Source organism: Corynebacterium ulceribovis DSM 45146 (genome assembly GCF_000372445.1).
In the GTDB taxonomy this organism is placed as follows: domain Bacteria; phylum Actinomycetota; class Actinomycetes; order Mycobacteriales; family Mycobacteriaceae; genus Corynebacterium; species Corynebacterium ulceribovis.
The window spans coordinates 100,214-118,071 of sequence record NZ_AQUY01000001.1 but is presented as its reverse complement, the minus strand read 5'-3'; the positions used below and the strand labels follow the sequence as shown (position 1 = coordinate 118,071).

The window sequence follows — 17,858 nt, the reverse complement described above, 5'->3', positions numbered from 1 at the left end:
CGGAAGCTAGTCCAGATGTTGCGGCAGCTGTGGAACCGGTGTGACCACGACGTCGTCCAGCTTCCAATCGAGGTGCTGAATGTCGTCATGCAGGGCGGTCAATTCCGACAAACTTGGGGTGATTCCGTCAACAGGCACCACAAAGGTTTCGCGGTGGAACTTGTGGCCTTGGTCGCGGACTCGGCTTTCCGATTCAACCACCCACGGCGTTTGTGCGACCAGCTGTTCGAGGCGGTCCAACAACTCCGGGACCTTGTCATCAAACGTGGTGACGCGGGCATCCATCAGGTCAGTGACCGCACCCTTGACGTTGACGTAACCGTCTTTGACCACCGAAAGCGCAATGAAACCAGCGACAGCGGCGTCCATCCACCAGAAACCCAACCCGATTCCGAGGACACCGATGACGGTACCGAGGCCCGTTTTCCAGTCTGCTTTATTCATGTCAGCGTCGAAGTACAGCACTTTGTCATGCAAGGTGCGGGCCAGTTTCATCTTTGCTCGGCCCAGGAAAAACGGTGGAATCACCGACAGCACCATCGCGGCAATCATCAGCCAACCAGACCACACGGGATAGCCGAAAAGCACAGTCAGGCCAATGGGTGGCTTTTCAGCTTTCAGCAGGCTGGATGCAGAGTTGTACAACAGCATCAGACCGAGTGTGAACAGCGTGAAACCGGAGATGAGGTGCGCGATGCCGTAGGAGCGGTAGAAGCCGTACGGGTAGGCGTCGACGGGTTTGCGGCGGGCAATCCGAGTGGCGATCAGGAAGACGATTGGTGGCACCGCAGCCAGTGCGTCTTCAATCCATGCGGCGCGCATAGCTTGGGATTGTCCCGCGGTCAGGCCGACCATGGTGACGATGAGCACTACAGACCCGATGGAAAGCCATTCGAGGCGCTGCGCCTTCTTCAGCGTTGCGAGGTATTCGTCGCTGCTTGGGGAGACGCTGGCTTGGTTAGTGGCGGTCATTTCAGTTCACCGCCTTGTTCGGCGAGGTAGCGTTCCAAGGACACTTGGAAGGCGTTTTCGCCCATCGGCACGCCCATCACACGGTTATCGCCGTAGGTTCGGGTGGGGGGAAAACTTGCTGGACCAGGAATTCTTTTTCGTCAGTCCACCAGCGACAATATGCAATTCGTCTTGGCTGATTTGTTCAGCCAGTTGTTCTTCGTTGCCGATTATCCATTCGACGTTCGCATCGATACTGTCGGCGTAGCCTTGGACAAGGTCCGCGTCGGTTCCAGTTACCGAACCGTCATCGTGCACGTCAATGTACGGGTGGTGCTCCGTCACGCCGACAATGAGAGTGCCGCCGCTGACGTCCTCCAATGTGCCGCTGACATCTTTGGGCAGTGCCGTGCAGCCACCGAGGGCCAGTGCAACGGCGGGAGCTAAAAACACTGCACGCTTCATCACCACTCCTGACATTTAGGGGAATAGTGTCAATCTTACGCGGCCAATTCCTGCCGAAGCGACGTTTTCCCCGCTTTCCAACTCTCTAGGATCCAGCCGCCGACCAGCTGCTCCATCGCAAAGTAGCTTTCCACACCTTCAAGCACACCGGCCGCCGCCCCAGGGTCAGACGCGGCCATCCGGCCTGCCAAGTCAGTAGCCGCCACTTCTTCATGCACCGCATCTGCCAGCACATGAATGTCGTAGAACCTGCGGGTATCGTCCCCAAGCCCCAACCTTTTCAGTCGCGCCGACACAGCCTTACTGCCCAGCGACGAGGTCCCCTCCAGCGCGCACAGGTTGCCCATCAACTGACCGCGATAGGCCCGACTGGTCGTATACGCATTCAGCATGTTCAGATCCGCCAAGGTAATCGCCGGAATGGCATCAATGTAGTGGCCATACTCCGGCGACAGCCCCACCGATGCCATCGTGTTCGCAAAAAGCTGCGCGTGGACATCTTTGCGTCGGCCCGAGCCGTACTCATCAAACTGAATTTCCAGCAACGCAAACTTGGCCTCTGTCTCCAGCCACGGAATGGCATAAGAGTGGGCGTCCGCTTCACGCAACAAGTACAGGGACCGGTGCACAAAATACTCCCGGAACTCCGCTAGCGTCCCCTGCGCTGACAACCTGCGCCCCAAACTTTCCTCGACTGAGGTCTTCTGCGGTAAACACCGCTCCTTGATGTATCCAGAGACCTCACTGGCATCAGTTATCTCCGGCACAGTCACCAATTCGCGCACGGTTGCGAGCAGCTGCTCGTCTAGCTCCAGCCGCAGCGCATGAATATCTGGGCGCAGCTCTGCCCCGTCAGCGATTCCCTGCACGCCATGGAAACGCAGCTCATGAATAGTGGCAAGTGCGATCTGCACATCGTCGTCAAAAAGCACATCTTTTGATGTCGGCGCGGCAGGGGCGGGAGTACCGTCGGTTAACGCGCTGAGTACTGCCGTGCTGAAGGGGCCCCGGGGTGTCGGCAGTGGCCATTTCGGTGCGACGCTGGGCATACTGGTTTGCATGGATTGTCCTCAAGATAACCGAACCGCTGTGCGGGTGTGCCAGGACGGTCCGTTGCTGATTCGTGGGCCGATAACTGTTGAGCTGCCGGATGGCGCCAAAATTGACATTGCGCGCGGCCCAGTGGCGCTGTGCCGTTGCGGTAAAACAGCCAATGCACCCTGGTGCGACGCGTCACATAAAAATGCCCGCCGGTAGCTGCAGTGGGTGCGGTTAGTGAGCCCACTTACGGTGCTGCGTTAGTTCATCAACCAGGTTTTGCGTAGTGACGGAAACATCCGCATCGTGCGCAATAACTGCCTTGCCATGTCGCTCCGCTTCTTCGACCAGCACTCGAGCGTTCGTGTTGTCTGGCTGATCGATGACATAGAGCCCATCGAATTCGATGGAACGCGTGGTGTCATAAGTGCGATCGGCACCGTCGCCGCCTGTTTCGGCGACCACAAACACTGTGAGTTTGTGCTGCGCCAACGCATCGCGTACCTGCTCCGCCACGTTCTTATCGGTATCGGCGCTGGTGAGGATGCCCACCACTCGACCATCCACTGGCCACTGCTTGCCGGTTTGGCGCAGCGCTGGGCTTGGCTGCTGTTCTTCGATCTGCTGTGGCTCTGGGGCCTGGACCCCAAGTTTGTGTGCCACGTATTCGGCGAGCTGCTGGTCAACGTGAGAAAGAACGTCGACGCCGCGCTGCTTAATCTCCTTCTCGTAGCACTTGCCTAGCTCGAAGGCGTAAGCATTCGCGGTATGCAGCTGCTCTGCTTCACTCAAGGACCGGTAGAACAAGGTGGCCTGCGAGAAGTGGTCGTCGAAACTCTTGGCTTGCTGCCGTGTGAAGTGCGCGTCTCGAATTTCCTGCGGCACTTCGATGAGCTTGGCCGCAGAATCATCGCCGGCGATAACCGGGCAGCCGCCGCTAATCGAGTTTGGGTTATACGGCTGGTTGCTGTGCACTGCGCTCTGGTGCATGCCGTCGCGGAAGTTGTCGTTGATTGGGGCATGCGGTCGGTTAATTGGCAGCTGGGAGAAGTTTGGCCCGCCAAGGCGCGACAGCTGCGTATCCAGGTAGGAGAAGAGTCGGCCCTGCAGCAAAGCGTCATTGGTGAAGTCAATACCGCGGACCACATGGCCTGGGTGGAAGGCCACCTGCTCCGTTTCGGCGAAGTAGTTGATTGGGTTACCGTCCAGCCGCATTGTGCCGATGATCTGGACTGGGGCAAGTTCTTCTGGCACAAACTTCGTTGGGTCCAAAAGGTCAATGCCTTCGAACTCTTGCTCTTCATTGTCTGGGAATACTTGGATGCCCAATTCCCATTCCGGGAAGTTGCCAGCTTCAATGGCGTCGGCGAGGTCGCGGCGGTGGAAGTCTGGGTCCATGCCGCCGGCAAGCTGCGCTTCTTCCCAGGTCATGGAGTGCACGCCGAGCTTTGGCTTCCAGTGGAACTTCACAAGGGAGGTTTCACCCTGGTCATTGATCAGGCGGAAGGTGTGAATACCAAAGCCTTCCATCATTCGCAGGGACCGAGGGATACCGCGGTCGGACATATTCCACATGGTGTGCGCAGTGGCTTCGGTGTGGAGCGTGACGAAGTCCCAGAAGGTGTCGTGGGCACTTTGTGCCTGCGGGATTTCCCTGTCTGGGTGTGGTTTACCGGCATGGATGATGTCGGGGAACTTGATCGCGTCTTGAATGAAGAAGACTGGGATGTTGTTGCCAACTAGGTCGAAGGTGCCTTCGCTGGTGTAGAACTTCGTGGCAAACCCTCGGGTGTCGCGGACGGTGTCCGCCGAGCCGCGGGAGCCGAGCACAGTGGAGAATCGGACGAAAACATCCGTTTCCACGCCCTTTTTCAAAAAGCTTGCGGCAGTGAGTTTTTCAGCGGCGCCGTTGGCTTTGAACACACCATGCGCACCTGCACCGCGGGCGTGAACGGCGCGTTCTGGGATTCGTTCGTGGTCAAAGTGGGTGATTTTCTCTCTGAAGTGATGGTCTTGCAGCAGAATGGGGCCGCGTTCGCCCACTTTGAGTGAACTATCGGTGTCGGTGATTTCAGCGCCTTGCGCGGTGGTGTGGACCGTTCCCTGCTCCCCTACGTCTGTCGGGGCATTGTGCATAGGGCAGCCAGTCGGCGTGTATGGCTTTGGTCCGCGCTGGTTTGGCTTCGGAGTGTTGGTATTTTCAGTGGACATCGTTTTCTCCCATCGCTTGGTCAAAGTGGATTCGGCGTTGGTTCTTCGGTCTAACTGTCGACCAGGGCACCTTTTTAATTGTGATGCCGATCCTAGGGAAAAACTTCGATGTCTGCTTTTAGGTGCGAAAACAAAATCCCGCCGACCCTTGCGCAGGGTGGCGGGATGATGTCAAAAATTTGGGAATTTACTTGCCCAATTTCCGTCGCTGAACACGGGTGCGGCGCAGCATCTTGCGGTGCTTCTTCTTGGACATGCGCTTGCGGCGCTTCTTAATGACGGAACCCATAGTGGACTGCTCCTTGGATTGGGGACAATGTGACCGCGACTGGGAGCCGAACGGGTGCGATGGCACGTCGCGGATTAGCAATGGGTTCCATCATAACGACGGGCAGGGTGAGAACAAAAATTCCCTACCCGATTCGACTGCGGAACCCAACTACAGAACGTCAACTACGACGCCGTGGAGGGGCTATCCAGCGTCGTAGAAAGATGCGTCGAGGTATTCCTTCACAGCGGAGTCATGGACGCGGAAAGACCGACCGACACGCACTGCTGGCAGTTCACCAGAATGCACAAGCCGGTACACAGTCATCTTGGAAACCCGCATGATTTCCGCGACTTCTGCAACGGTTAGAAATGTTCCACTGTCCTGCTTCGCCATAAAAAATCAACCCTTCAACGCAAATGCGCGCTGCAGGCTTCCCCTCCCGCAGTGCTTGACACGCATGTGCTTCTATCACCATACCGGGAATCATGGGGCAGATGCGACCTCTGGGACGAACGGCAACGAAATTACACCAATGTAACCCCATGTGGGCGGGGTGAATAATTGTGACAAATGTGGCATCAGAAAGAGAGAAAGCTGTGACTTCCAGCCGGTTTTCCCCGGCTCGGGCGCACAGCAAGCCCGTCAGGTCACAATCACGCAACGATAGCCGCAGTTGCGCGGATAATCGTCAGCGGCGGACCGTCCTATTTCCCAGCAGCCTTGCGGTAGCACGCCTCCATGGCATCTGCGAACGCCGTCCGCACTCCGCTCCGCTCCAGCTCGCGCAGCGCCGCCGCAGTCGTTCCACCTGGCGAAGTGACGTTCACCCGTGCCTGCACTGGGTCCAAGCCGGATGCCAGCAGCGCGCCAGAGCCCTCCAACGTACGCGAAGCCAATGCAGTCGCCACATCTCGCTTTAGGCCCATGTTCACAGCAGAATCGATCATCGCTTCCACGCACAGGAAGAAGTACGCCGGCGCGGAACCCGCAACCGCCGTCGCAACATCGATGTCTGATTCAGGCAGCACCTCGACGTAGCCCACCTTCTCCAGCAGCTCTGTCACGCGTGCAACTTGATCCTTCGACGCGAACCGGCCAGGCGACACAATACTGACGCCCTTACCGACCAGCATCGGAGTATTCGGCATCACGCGAATCAGCGGCGTACCTGCGGTGCACTCGCTTTCCATAGCGCCCAGTGTCATGCCAGCTGCCATTGAGACGACAATGGTGTCCTTGTCGTTGTCTTGCACAGCTGCAGCAATCTCATCCAGCACGGGGACAATGCCATACGGCTTCACAGCCAAAAAGACGACATCTGCTTCCTCAGTGGCCTGCAAATTGTCTTGGATGGCATGTACACCGAACTGTTCCTTCAGTTCCTTGGAACGTTCTGGGCGACGGTTTGTCACATAGATCTTGTCCGGATCGATACCGCCGTTGATCAGCCCTGCGGTCAGAGCAGTTCCGATTTGTCCACACCCAATAATGGCAATTTTTTGCATGCCTTCAGGGTGCCATCTAGCCGCCAAGATTTCGAACTAGCGCGGCGCCGTGGCGAAAAACTCCTGCTGAGTTGACGGAAGTTACGCCAGTAGCGCAGGACCGAAAGTGATTGCAGCACCGGCAGCTGCAGCCATCAGCATGGTCAAAATGTCGCGCTCACGGCGCAGCACCTGAACCACCGCCATCAACAACACGATTACCGCAATAGCCAGGGCCACGACCAACCACACTGGTGCAGATTCCCACAGCTTTTCGAAGCCCAAGAAGATACCGGCACCAATAGCCAACCCAACGATGACTTCACCAATGAGAACTGGCCAAGAAATGGCGTCATCCTCATCGTCTTCGGCGTCGTCGTCCGCGCCCTCGTAGTCTTCCTCGTCATAGTCCTCGTCGTCGAAATCCCCGTCGTAGTCTTCGGCTTCGAGGTCCTCGTTGTAATCTTCGTCGTAATCCTCGTACGCGTCGTAGTCCTCGTCATCGAGGTCCTCGTCAACGTCTGCGGCCTCATCGACATCAGCATCCACCTGGGCAGGCACGGTCAGCCCCACCGGCTCGTCGGTGGCGTCAGCCATGTCAGGAACGGTTGGGAAAACTTCAGTCTCCCCAGATTCGAGCTTGTCGACGGATACTTCCCCAGGAGCCTCAAATGGAGGCATCTCAGGGTCAGCGGCGGTAACCGCCTCGAAAGAAAACGTGATGTCGCCGGTAGCATCATCAACATCGACTTCCCGCGGAGCCGCCGGGATAACAAATGGGATGGAGTCGGTGCGCGGGTGCGACTCAGCCTCAAGTCGCTCCTGTGGAGCCGCTACTGCTTCAGCCTCCGGCTCTAGCTCAGCTTCCGGTTCTGGCTCGGTTTCCGGTTCAACCTCGGCGACCGGTTCTGGCTCAGAAGCAGGTGCGACTTCTGATTCCACAACCTCAGGCTCAGCGTCAGCTTCTGGGGCGAGTTCCTCCGCGACTTCGTCAGAGGTCTCTTCTTCGGAGGCCTCTGCTTCAGCAGGCTCGGCAGCAGGTTGTTCCGCAGGCTGTTCAGCTACCCCCGGTTCAGACACCGGCTCCGAGACAGCAGGTGCTCCCGACTCCCCCGCAACGTCAACAAACTCTTTGTCTCCCCCATCGGAATGGGCAGCGGCACTGCGGTCTCGGACAACCGGAATCGAACCAGTGAGCTCGCTAACCGAAATGCCGCCCTCCTCCAAGCTGCGACGGCGACGACGGCGTGGACGATCAGACCGAGTCTTACCCTCTTGCTGGGCACGCGCCAGCAATTCGGCGACTGTTAGCTTCTCGCTCATACGTCCTACACCTTTCTCGATTAACGGCCACCCGCGCAGACGGCTATTAGGTCTAGCTTAGTATCCTCGGTCGATTCGGCGAAGGATAACACCCTCACGCAACGCCCACGGACAAATTTCCAGCTCCTCCAAGCCAAGCGCACGCATACTCGCCTCCGCAACCAACGCACCGGCAACAATCTGGTGCGAACGGTTCTGGCTCACACCTTCAAGCTCCGCACGGTCAGCCGCAGTCATCCGCGAAATAAACGCAATCAACTGGCGCAAACCTGCAGCTGTGAGCGTACGGCGCACCCGGGGACCAGCCGCACTCGGCGCTGCACCCGTCAACCGCGCCAACGTCCGGAAAGTCTTTGACGTCGCAGTTGCCCGGTCCCCCGGACCCAAATTCCGAATATTACGTGCCGCTTCAAACAGCTCAGCGTCGATAAAGTCACGCAGCGCATCAATCTTCTTCCGCGACGGCGGATCGGTATCAAACCACTCATGGGTCAGGCGGCCAGCACCCAGCAGCAAGCTATATGCCGCATCTGGGTCCTCATCCGAGCCGGAAGTCAGCTCCAAGGAGCCGCCGCCAATATCGAGGTTGATAATGCGGCCGGCAGACCAACCAAACCAACGACGAACCGCCAAAAAGGTTAAGCGGGCTTCGTCCTCACCGGACAGAATCTCCAGCTTAACGCCGGTATCCTTCTCCACCGCCGCCAAAATCTCCTCACCATTCGCGGCATCACGCACCGCAGAAGTAGCAAAAGAGATCATTTCCTGACAACGCATCGAGCCCACCAAATCGGCGGCCTCCGCAACAGCGCCGGTGAGCTTTTTAATGCCCACCTTCGTCATCGCACCCTCAGAATCGAGGTGCTCTACCAGCTTCATCGTGGTCTTCGAATCGCTCATCGGAGTTGGGTGACCGCCCGGACGCGCATCCACCACAACCAGATGAACAGTATTACTGCCCACATCCAATACACCTAGTCGCACGGTCACCAGATTAGACGCTATACCCTGGGTAAGTGTGAATGCACCTGCGCAAAACGACGATCTCACCCCAGAAGACGGCCAAACCGGCACCGAAACCGATACCCCGGACACCAGCCGGCCACAGGCCCCATCGCAGTGGGAAGTGACCCCAGACTTCGACCGCGAATGGCTGGAATTCACCAACCCAGAAGACCCACTGCACCTCATCACCGTTGATTTGACCTGGCTGCTCTCCCGCTGGCAATGCGTCTTCGGCACCGAAGCCTGCCCCGGCATCGACCACGAACTACCCGAAGTAGGCTGCTGCACCCACGGCGCATTCCTCACCGACGAAGATGACCGCGACCGGCTCATCGACAACGTCCGCAACATGGTCGCCGACGGCGACTACTGGCAGAACAAACCTAAAACCACCCAGGCCTACTTCAACGCTATCGACTCCGACATCCTCGACGAGCCCTTGGAACCATGGCTGGTCTGGGACGAATTGGCTGACGACGCCGGCGAAATGGAACCTGCCCTCAAAACTGTCGTCAAAAAAGGTGCCTGCATTTTCCATAATGACCACACCGGCCCCTTCGGTCGTGGCTGCGCACTGCACCAATGGGCCATCGACAAGGGCCTCCTCCTGGAAAAATCCAAGCCAGAAGTGTGCTGGCAAGTGCCGCTGCGCCGCCTCGAAGACTACGAAACCCGGCCTGACGACGTCGAAGTCCTACACACCACCATCACCGAGTATGACCGCCGTGCCTGGGGCTCCGGCGGCGAAGACTTCGACTGGTGGTGCACTAGTTCCCCGCAGGCACACGTGGGCAAAGTCGCGGTGTATCAGTCCATGGAGTCCGAACTACGCGAACTCATTGGCGACGCAGCCTACGACTACCTCGCCGAACAGTGCCGCAAACGCGAAGCGATCGCGAAAGAACTGAACGCTGCGACAAACGGAGCCATCGCCCCGTCCGGGTACCCGCTACTCGCTGTCCACCCAGCCACCCGGGAACAAGCCGAGCAGCCAGGTCGCCGACAGAAGAACTACTCCTCGAACTTGTAACCGAGGCCACGCACCGTAATCAGGTGCTTCGGGCGCGACGGGTGCTCCTCAATCTTCGAGCGCAACCGCTTAACGTGCACATCCAAAGTCTTGGTGTCGCCGACATAATCAGCGCCCCACACCCGGTCAATGAGCTGACCGCGGGTGAGTACCCGGCCGGTGTTACGCAGCAGGAACTCCAGCAGATCGAATTCCTTCAGCGGCATCTGCACCGGCACACCATCAACTTCGACAGTGTGCCGCTCGACGTCCATCCGTACTCGGCCAGATTCCAAAACGTCATCAAGCACTTCTTCGGTCATCTCTGGATCGCCGCCGCGGCGCAGCACCGCACGGATCCGGGCAATCAGCTCCCGGGACGAATACGGCTTAGTGACGTAATCATCAGCGCCAATTTCCAGGCCGACAACCTTGTCAATCTCCGAATCGCGGGCAGTGACCATAATGACCGGCACCTGGGAGCGCGTCCGCAGCTGCTTACACACCTCGGTGCCGTTCATGCCAGGCAGCATCAGGTCCAAAAGCACAATGTCAATGGGAACTCGGTCGAACTCACTCAAAGCAGTGGGGCCGTCCAACGCCACGTGGACTTCAAAACCCTCTTTACGAAGCAAGAAAGCCAATGGGTCCGCAAGCGATTCTTCGTCCTCAACGATTAGAACGCTAGTCATTAACAGTTCATCCTCTCGACACAGCCTGGCCATCCCGGTCACTGATTGGCAGTTCCAGCGTAAACGTGGAACCGGTCCCAGGCCTACTCCACAGCTTAATGGCTCCGCCGTGATTAGCTGCGACATGTTTAACAATTGCCAGCCCAAGGCCGGTGCCGCCAGTCGCCCGCGACCGTGCCTTGTCCACTCGGAAGAAACGCTCAAACACTCGCTTCTGGTCCTCCAGGGAAATACCGATACCGCGGTCCGTCACCCGAATGCCCACCGTGTCACCGTCGACAATGCGGCGGCTCACCGTCACCGGGGTCTGCTCCGGCGAATAGTTAATCGCGTTCGTAATGAGGTTCGCCACTGCCGTCGCCAACAGGGCCTTATCACCGCGGACATACACCCCAGTCGGCTCGTCGGCGGTGATCTCAATGCCGGCGTTCTCCGCCACCAGTTGGCACCGCGATACTGCCTCATCCACCACGTCATCCACACTGACTCGGTGCATATCCGGAAGCGGTTCCGCGCCCTGCAACTTCGACAAGGAAATCAGCTCGGTGATCATCTTCGACAGCCGCTTGGACTCTCGGACTAGTCGGCCGCCGAAGTACTCCACTGAATCTGCGTCATCCTTCGCCTCCATCAGCGCTTCAACCAGAAGGCTCATCGCACCGACCGGAGTCTTCAACTCGTGGGACACATTCGCCACAAAATCTCGCCGTGCAGCTTCCATACGCACTTGCTCAGACTCATCGCTGGCGTACAGCACCACATAGCGGTCATCAGTAATTGTCAGCGGCATCGCAAAACCCGCCACCGCCACCGGTGGCCGCCCCACCCGCCGCGTCGAAATCGTCAAATCAAACTCGCGGCTTTCCTGGTCGGAAAACACCCGGGAAGCCACATCCCACGCCTTCGCATTCAAATTGCGTTCGTGCACTAAGCCCAGCTCATGCGCGCTCGGGTTAGACAGCAGCACATTCCGGGCAGAGTTCACCACCGCCACCCCAGTTGGGGCACCTTGGATAGCCAAGTGCAGGACTTGGGCAATGGTGGATACTCGGTTTTCGGCAGCCCGGTCCAGCAGCATTTTCTGCTGGTGTCGGCGATAAAACATCACCACCAGCACAAACACCACTGATGAGGCGGCGAACCCCAAGAAAAAGGCGAGATAATTGGACACAGTCCCTACATTCTCCGTCGCTGCGGTCACAAACTGCACAAAAAAGACCCGGCCCGGTGACGGCGATCACCAGGCCAAGGTCTTTAACGGTTCCGGCTAGCAGCCCAAACTGAAACTACTTACCGCCCTGCGCCGCAACCGCAGCAGCGCCAGCAGCGGCAGCTTCAGGGTCCAAGTAGACACCCTTGCCGCCCTCATTCAGCACCTTGCCGTCTGCGCTGATGTCGTAGCGCAGTGGAATACCAGTTGGGATGTTCAAGCCAGCGATGTCCTCATCGGAAATGCCTTCCAGGTGCTTGACCAGCGCGCGCAACGAGTTACCGTGCGCTGCAATCAGCACAGTTTCGCCAGCCTTGGCGCGAGGCAGAATCTCTTCCTCGAAGTACGGGATGAACCGCTTGACCACATCGAGCAGGCACTCGGTGTTTGGCACTTCGTCCAGGTTGGCGTAGCGCGGGTCATGAGTCTGCGCGTAATCGTTATCCGCGTCGATAGCTGGCGGTGGGGTGTCGTAAGAACGACGCCACAGCATGAACTGTTCGTCGCCGAACTCTTCCTTAATTTCCGCCTTGTTCAGACCCTGAAGCTTGCCGTAGTGGCGCTCGTTCAGACGCCAGTCGCGCACAACTGGAATCCACAGGCGGTCCATCTCATCCAGCGCGATGTGTGCGGTATTAATCGCACGACGCAGCAGGGAGGTGTACAGCACGTTCGGGTAGATCTTTTCGGTCTTGAGAAGCTGGCCCGCCTTCTTCGCTTCTTCAATGCCCTTTTCGGTCAAAGCGACATCCACCCAACCGGTGAATTGGTTCGAAGCGTTCCAAACCGACTGGCCGTGTCGCAGCAGAATGAGTGTTCCTTGAGTCATACCTTCAATTGTGCCATTGCTTTTGCTTTCGTGGCTGGACAAGTGCGTGAACTCCGCCAAGTTGCGAGTAGACTCCCCCCGTTCGGTTCGCCATTGCCACTCATTGCGAATCGAAGTGGCAAAACCCTTCGCCAAAATGAGGTTGAAATCGCGATCTGCAGCCTCCAACACCTGCCCCAACAGCGAATCCAACGCCGCCGTTGACACCGGCCCAGGCACATGCCCGACCAAATAAATATCACCAAGCGCATCCAAGGTGTACCCCACACCGAACAGGTTCCGATTGCGCTCCAGCAGCCACCGGTACACCTCGGCAAAGTTCTCCTCGGGCGCCCGGCATACGAAGGCTTCCGCACGGAGCGCGGTAGGGGTAGGCGTCAATAAGCACAGGGTTTTGAGCTTTTTGACGCCCGGAAGCACCACAACCGCACTGTTATCGCGAACCTCGAAGTCAACGCCAACCTCGTCTAGTTGCGCGGACAACTCCGACAAAGCTGCCGACGGGTCAAACCCCGCAGAAGGTGAATCAGCCATGGCTACGCCCCCACCCCATTCCGATCGCGCTGATGACGCTGATCAGCGCACTGCTCCGCGCCGTCATACACCCGCTCCAACATGTCCACCGATTTCTCCCAACTGAACTGCTGCGCATGCACCGGTGCCTGCGTCGCCATCTGAATCCGCAGCTCATCGTTCTCCAAAATGCGTTCCAAAGTGTCGGCCCACACCAGCGGATCGTGACCGGACACCAACAAACCGGTTTCCCCGTCGCGGACCGCCAAGGTCAAACCACCCGTGCGCGTTGCCACCACCGGCGTGCCCGTGGCCTGCGCCTCCATCGACACCAACCCGAAGGATTCACTGTGGCTCGGCATCGCCACTACATCGGCGGCCTGGTACACCGTGACCAGCTCCTCGGCCGGCCGTGGTCGCAGGAACCGCACCACCCCATCAAGCTTCAGCTCCCGGGCCAACTCAATGTATTCATCCGGCCGTTCCAACCCATTGCCCGACGGGCCACCGCACAGCACCACCTGCAGATTGCGGCACGGATCGCGACGCATCAGCTCCGCCGCGGCCTTCAGCAACACATCCGGGCCTTTCAACGGCTGCAGCCGACCAACAAACGCCACCACCTTCGCATCCAATGGGATGCCCAAGGCCCGGCGCGACCGTTCGGTATTACGGTTCGTGCCCGGGGTGAACAAGCTCAAATCGACGCCGGGTGGCACCACCGAAATACGCTCCGGCTCCGCGTCATAGTGGTGCACCAACATCTCCGTCTCATCGGTGGTGTTAACCACGAGGCGGTCCGCATTGTCGACAATTTGCTGCTCACAGATGCGACGTGACTCCGGCTCGGGCTTATCGCCGACCGCGCGATTCAGGTTCTTCACCGCGGCCAATGTGTGCGCAGTATGAACCCACGGCACCTCCCATAGGTCGCGCAGTAACCAGGCAACCTGCCCAGAAAGCCAATAGTGGGAATGAATCGTGCAGTACGGGGCAGTCTGTTCCCGCCGAATGAAATCGATAATGCCGCCGGTAAACGCCGTCAGCTGCGTGGATAGTTCATTCTTGGACAGGCCCTCATATGGCCCGGCCACAATGTTGATAACCCGCAGATTTGGCTCCACCGTCACCACTTCCGGCTGGCTCGGCCGGGTGGCGCGGGTATAAATGTCCACCTCAATCCCACGGCGAGCTGTTTGCCGGGCAGTATGCAAAATGTACACATTCATCCCGCCCGCATCACCGGAACCGGGCTGCTCCAACGGTGAAGTGTGCATGGAAATCACCGCAAGTCGGCGCATCTTGGTGCTCATGTCTCCCAGCTTTCCCGGCAGTGAGGGGATTACGCAACTCTATTGCTACCGAAAGTACTACCCTAAGAATTAACTGTTAACGAAAGGTACTGCTTTGGGAGCTTACGAAAACCGCGCGTGGTTGGAACTATATCCAGAATGGACACCACATTCCCTGAACTATGACGACACCACCCTGGCCGACCTCTTCGACGGAGCGGTCACCCGCTATAGCCACCGACCGGCCGTGTACTTCATGGGTGCCCAACTCAGCTACGCCCAACTCGACGAACGCGTTCGACGCTTCGCCGCCGGCCTACGTGCCCTCGGGGTACGCCGCGGTGACCGCGTTGCCATCGTGCTGCCGAACTGCCCACAGCACGTCATCGCCTTCTACGCCTGCCAAAAAATCGGTGCCACCGTCATCGAACATAACCCGCTGTACACCGCACACGAACTGCGCGGGCCATTTGAAGACCACGGCGCACAGGTCGCCATCTTCTGGGATAAGGCGGCACCAGTGGCGCAGGAACTGCGCCAAACCACCAACCTGGAAACCATCATCTCGGTCAACATGATTGAGGCGATGCCGCTGCTCAAACGCACCATGCTGAAGCTGCCGATCCCGAAGGTAGCGGCAATGCGCGCGCAACTGTCGAAGTTCGCCCCGAACACCATTGCATTTAGCAGCGTCGAAGGTGATGCCTGCGGCGGCGACGGCCGCGATGTCGTTACCGACCCGCAGATCAGCGCCGACGATGTCGCCCTGATTCTGTACACATCCGGCACCACTGGCCAACCAAAAGGTGCGCAGCTCACCCACCGCAACCTCGTGGCCAACTGTAACCAGGGTCTGGCGTGGGTGCCGAACCTTGGCGACGAGGCGGAACGGCTGCTCGGCGCCCTACCGTTCTTCCACGCCTACGGCCTGACCATGGTGCTGACGTTGTCGCTGCTTGTTGGCGGCGAGATGGTGCTGCTGCCAACCCCACGGATCGACCTCATCCTCGACCTGATGAAAAAGCACCCACCAACGTGGTTGCCGGGTGTGCCGCCGCTGTACGAAAAGATCATTGAAGGCGCCGAAGAAAAAGGGGTCTCGTTGCTGTCGGTGCGCAACGCCTTTTCTGGTGCGTCCACGCTGCCGGTCAGCACCGTGAAAAAGTGGGAAGATGCCACCCACGGACGTCTCGTCGAAGGTTATGGCCTGACCGAGACCGCCCCGGTTGCCCTGGGCAACCCGATGGATGGCAACCACCGGCCGGGCTACGTTGGCCTGCCATTCCCGGACACTGAAGTGCGGATTGCTAACCCAGACAACCTTGACGAAACCATGCCGGATGGCGAACCGGGTGAAGTGCTGCTGCGCGGCCCGCAGGTGTTCAAGGGCTACCTGAATAATGAAGCGGAAACTGCCCGCGCTTTCCACGGCGATTGGTTCCGCACCGGTGACATGGGTGTGCAGGAGCCAGACGGGTTCGTGCGGTTGGTCTCGCGCATCAAGGAAATCATTATTACCGGTGGGTTCAATGTGTATCCGGCCGAAGTCGAAGAGGTGCTGACCGACCACCCAGACATTGAAGATGCCTCTGTGGTTGGTCTGGAGTGCTCCGATGGTTCGGAGAAGGTTGTCGCGGCGATTACGCTGCGCGAAGGCGCCCGACTCGACCCGGAAGGGCTGCGCGATTACTCCCGCACCATGTTGACCCGCTACAAGGTGCCGCGTGCGTTCTACCACTATGACGAACTGCCACGCGACCAGATGGGTAAGGTCCGCCGCCGGGATATTCAAACGCTGCTGATGGAGACCCTGCAGGAAGCAGGCACCACCCCCGACGACATTCACTAGCGTCGAGGGTATTCACTAGCGCTGGGGTCTCTAGCGCCGAGGGGCAGACGCTAGTCAAGTGTGACCCCGACCCACACTGGTTCGGGGTGCAGCTCCACCCCAAATTCCCGACGCACCCCATCGCGCACCGTCCGCGCCAACGCAACTAAATCCGCCGTCGACGCCCCGCCGCGATTGGTCAGCGCAAGCGTATGCTTCGTCGACAACCGCACCGGCGAATCGGCCCCCGGATAGCCCTTGGCAAACCCGGCGCGTTCAATCAGCCAGGCCGCCGACAGCTTCACCTGTTGCCCATCGGCAGGGTAGACCGGCATAAACTCCGCGTCGTGCTTATTGACGATGTGAGCGACCCGCGACCGGACGGCTTCCGCCTCCGCTTGATTGGCGAGCACCGGGTTTGTGAAAAAGCTCCCGGCGCTCCAGGTGTCCTTGTCTTCGTCAACAAGCACCATGCCCTTGCCATGCCGCAACGCCAACACTGTCTCGCGGACCTGGCCCACTGGGCGGCGGTCCCCACCTTCGGCATCGAGTCGGCGGGCAAGTTCGCCATAACGCAGCGGCACCGACAGCCCATCAGTGGTCAGTTGGAATCGCACCGCAAGGACCACTGCGCGGCCAGTGAACTTCAGATTTGAGTAGCGGTAAGACAGCTCCAAAGAATCTGGGGTCACCCACTCCGTGGCCCCAGTTTCGCGGTTATAGAGCAGCACTTCAGCAAGTACCGCGGACACTTCCGCCCCGTAGGCACCCACATTCTGCACGGGCGTGGCACCGGCCGAACCCGGAATTCCGGAAAGGCACTCCAAACCGCCCAAACCTGCCTGCACTGTCGCGGCGACTACCGCGTCCCACTCCGCGCCGGCATCAACTTCCACGACCCCGGTTTCGGCATCAATATCCAACGCATCAGCTGTGATATGCAGCACAACTAAATCGGTGACATCATCAGCGACCACCAAATTCGAACCACCACCGACAATCAACGTGCGGATACCGCTGTCGTCGAGGATCTGAGTAACCGCCGCGATAGCCTCACGGGTAGCGCATTCAATGACCGCCCGCGGAACGCCACCCAACCGTAATGTTGTCAGGTCAGCAAGGGAAAGGTCGTGGCGCAGCGTCACTCCGGACATGCCGGAAAATTGCTTATTCAGTGTAGTGCTCACCCCTTTAACGTTAGTATGAGCTCATGGCTACGCATACAGACATTCAAACTACGGTCTCTTCCCCAGCAGCTGACGTGCACGCAGCACTGACGTCCCCAGAATTCTGGACCTACTTCGCACAGAACCTCTCCACCACTCCAGGCGAGGTCAACGAGTTCAACAACACCGACGACGGCGTTGAAGTTGTGCTCTACGAAATCATGGCAAAGTCCATGCTCCCAGAAAACGTCCAGGCACTCATCAAGAACGACCTCAACGTCAAGCGCACCATCCGTTGGACCGGCCTGAGCGGCGACGCAGCAAGCTCCGTTGTCGAAGCCGAAATCAAGGGCGCACCAGTGTCCTACAACGGCACCCAGAAGCTCTCCGGCGCCGAAGCCACCACCATTGACACCGAACTCGACGTCTCCGTGAACATCCCATTCATGGGCGCAGCCATGGAACCAAAGGTCGTCGACGCCCTGCAGCAGCTCTACGCCCGCGAAGCAGAAGTTATCGCCGAGTACCTGGCCAAGTAGTCCGCTACCCAACCAGCTGTACCCAACGCAAC

The 17,858-nt window shown here is 58.8% G+C and carries 18 protein-coding genes and 1 pseudogene; 4 read left to right on the top strand and 15 right to left on the bottom strand.

Features of this window, described 5'->3' with window-relative positions; all coding sequences use genetic code 11:
• Window positions 1-6: 6 nt before the first annotated feature.
• From A3EC_RS0100575 to A3EC_RS0100565, 3 genes are all read right to left on the bottom strand, one after another.
• Window positions 7-972, bottom strand: coding sequence for a cation diffusion facilitator family transporter (locus A3EC_RS0100575; RefSeq protein ID WP_018023209.1), 966 nt, complete (start codon window positions 970-972; stop codon window positions 7-9).
• 84 nt (window positions 973-1,056) lie between these two features.
• A complete protein-coding gene (locus tag A3EC_RS10790) occupies window positions 1,057-1,416 on the bottom strand; it encodes a transporter substrate-binding domain-containing protein (RefSeq protein ID WP_018023208.1) in 360 nt (119 codons plus the stop codon).
• A gap of 35 nt (window positions 1,417-1,451) precedes the next feature.
• Window positions 1,452-2,477: an iron-containing redox enzyme family protein gene (locus A3EC_RS0100565; RefSeq protein ID WP_026162036.1), complete on the bottom strand. Its 1,026-nt coding sequence runs from the start codon at window positions 2,475-2,477 to the stop codon at window positions 1,452-1,454.
• On the opposite strand from A3EC_RS0100565, the gene A3EC_RS12645 reads away from it, so the two are divergent.
• A complete protein-coding gene (locus A3EC_RS12645) occupies window positions 2,476-2,673 on the top strand; it encodes a CDGSH iron-sulfur domain-containing protein (RefSeq protein ID WP_083879908.1) in 198 nt (65 codons plus the stop codon). The two genes, A3EC_RS0100565 and A3EC_RS12645, sit on opposite strands and share 2 nt — an antisense overlap.
• 15 nt (window positions 2,674-2,688) lie before the next feature.
• On the opposite strand, the gene A3EC_RS10785 is transcribed toward A3EC_RS12645, so the two are convergent.
• The 6 genes from A3EC_RS10785 to A3EC_RS0100535 form a co-directional block, all read right to left on the bottom strand.
• On the bottom strand, window positions 2,689-4,665 hold the full coding sequence (locus A3EC_RS10785; protein ID WP_018023206.1) for a catalase: 1,977 nt from the start codon (window positions 4,663-4,665) through the stop codon (window positions 2,689-2,691).
• A 187-nt stretch (window positions 4,666-4,852) separates the two neighbouring features.
• Window positions 4,853-4,954, bottom strand: a complete 102-nt coding sequence (locus tag A3EC_RS12640; protein ID WP_003855542.1) for a 30S ribosomal protein bS22 — start codon at window positions 4,952-4,954, stop codon at window positions 4,853-4,855.
• Window positions 4,955-5,137: 183 nt separating this feature from the next.
• Window positions 5,138-5,329 (bottom strand): helix-turn-helix domain-containing protein, encoded by a 192-nt coding sequence (locus A3EC_RS0100550; protein ID WP_018023205.1) that lies wholly within the window; start codon window positions 5,327-5,329, stop codon window positions 5,138-5,140.
• Window positions 5,330-5,640: 311 nt separating this feature from the next.
• Window positions 5,641-6,441, bottom strand: coding sequence for a pyrroline-5-carboxylate reductase (gene proC / locus A3EC_RS0100545; protein WP_018023204.1), 801 nt, complete (start codon window positions 6,439-6,441; stop codon window positions 5,641-5,643).
• 81 nt (window positions 6,442-6,522) lie between these two features.
• A complete protein-coding gene (locus A3EC_RS12240; RefSeq protein WP_018023203.1) occupies window positions 6,523-7,743 on the bottom strand; it encodes a hypothetical protein in 1,221 nt (406 codons plus the stop codon).
• A gap of 57 nt (window positions 7,744-7,800) precedes the next feature.
• A complete protein-coding gene (locus tag A3EC_RS0100535) occupies window positions 7,801-8,727 on the bottom strand; it encodes a Ppx/GppA family phosphatase (RefSeq protein WP_083879954.1) in 927 nt (308 codons plus the stop codon).
• 34 nt (window positions 8,728-8,761) lie between these two features.
• On the opposite strand from A3EC_RS0100535, the gene A3EC_RS0100530 reads away from it, so the two are divergent.
• Window positions 8,762-9,778 carry a DUF3109 family protein gene (locus A3EC_RS0100530; protein WP_018023201.1) on the top strand — a complete coding sequence of 339 codons (1,017 nt, stop codon included), beginning with the start codon at window positions 8,762-8,764 and terminating at the stop codon, window positions 9,776-9,778.
• On the opposite strand, the gene A3EC_RS0100525 is transcribed toward A3EC_RS0100530, so the two are convergent.
• From A3EC_RS0100525 to mshA, 5 genes and pseudogenes are all read right to left on the bottom strand, one after another.
• Window positions 9,760-10,449 (bottom strand): response regulator transcription factor, encoded by a 690-nt coding sequence (locus tag A3EC_RS0100525; protein WP_018023200.1) that lies wholly within the window; start codon window positions 10,447-10,449, stop codon window positions 9,760-9,762. The two genes, A3EC_RS0100530 and A3EC_RS0100525, sit on opposite strands and share 19 nt — an antisense overlap.
• 7 nt (window positions 10,450-10,456) lie before the next feature.
• Window positions 10,457-11,620: a sensor histidine kinase gene (locus A3EC_RS0100520; RefSeq protein ID WP_425386765.1), complete on the bottom strand. Its 1,164-nt coding sequence runs from the start codon at window positions 11,618-11,620 to the stop codon at window positions 10,457-10,459.
• Between the two features lie 115 nt (window positions 11,621-11,735).
• The gene (locus A3EC_RS13125) at window positions 11,736-12,488 is read right to left on the bottom strand and encodes a phosphoglyceromutase (protein ID WP_026162034.1); all 753 of its coding nucleotides are present in this window, start codon (window positions 12,486-12,488) and stop codon (window positions 11,736-11,738) included.
• A 147-nt stretch (window positions 12,489-12,635) separates the two neighbouring features.
• Window positions 12,636-13,022 (bottom strand): annotated as a pseudogene (locus tag A3EC_RS13120) (type III secretion system chaperone family protein); the annotation flags it as partial.
• A 2-nt stretch (window positions 13,023-13,024) separates the two neighbouring features.
• A complete protein-coding gene (mshA, locus tag A3EC_RS0100510) occupies window positions 13,025-14,314 on the bottom strand; it encodes a D-inositol-3-phosphate glycosyltransferase (RefSeq protein ID WP_018023197.1) in 1,290 nt (429 codons plus the stop codon).
• Between the two features lie 94 nt (window positions 14,315-14,408).
• Here mshA and A3EC_RS0100505 point away from each other — a divergent pair, with 94 nt between their 5' ends.
• The gene (locus tag A3EC_RS0100505; RefSeq protein WP_018023196.1) at window positions 14,409-16,142 is read left to right on the top strand and encodes a long-chain-fatty-acid--CoA ligase; all 1,734 of its coding nucleotides are present in this window, start codon (window positions 14,409-14,411) and stop codon (window positions 16,140-16,142) included.
• A 50-nt stretch (window positions 16,143-16,192) separates the two neighbouring features.
• Here the strand turns inward: A3EC_RS0100505 and A3EC_RS0100500 are convergent, their stop codons facing one another.
• Complete coding sequence (locus A3EC_RS0100500) at window positions 16,193-17,275, bottom strand: UDP-N-acetylmuramate dehydrogenase (RefSeq protein WP_018023195.1); 1,083 nt, start codon at window positions 17,273-17,275, stop codon at window positions 16,193-16,195.
• Window positions 17,276-17,331: 56 nt separating this feature from the next.
• Here A3EC_RS0100500 and A3EC_RS0100495 point away from each other — a divergent pair, with 56 nt between their 5' ends.
• Window positions 17,332-17,826 (top strand): DUF2505 domain-containing protein, encoded by a 495-nt coding sequence (locus A3EC_RS0100495; RefSeq protein ID WP_026162032.1) that lies wholly within the window; start codon window positions 17,332-17,334, stop codon window positions 17,824-17,826.
• Window positions 17,827-17,858 lie beyond the last annotated feature (32 nt).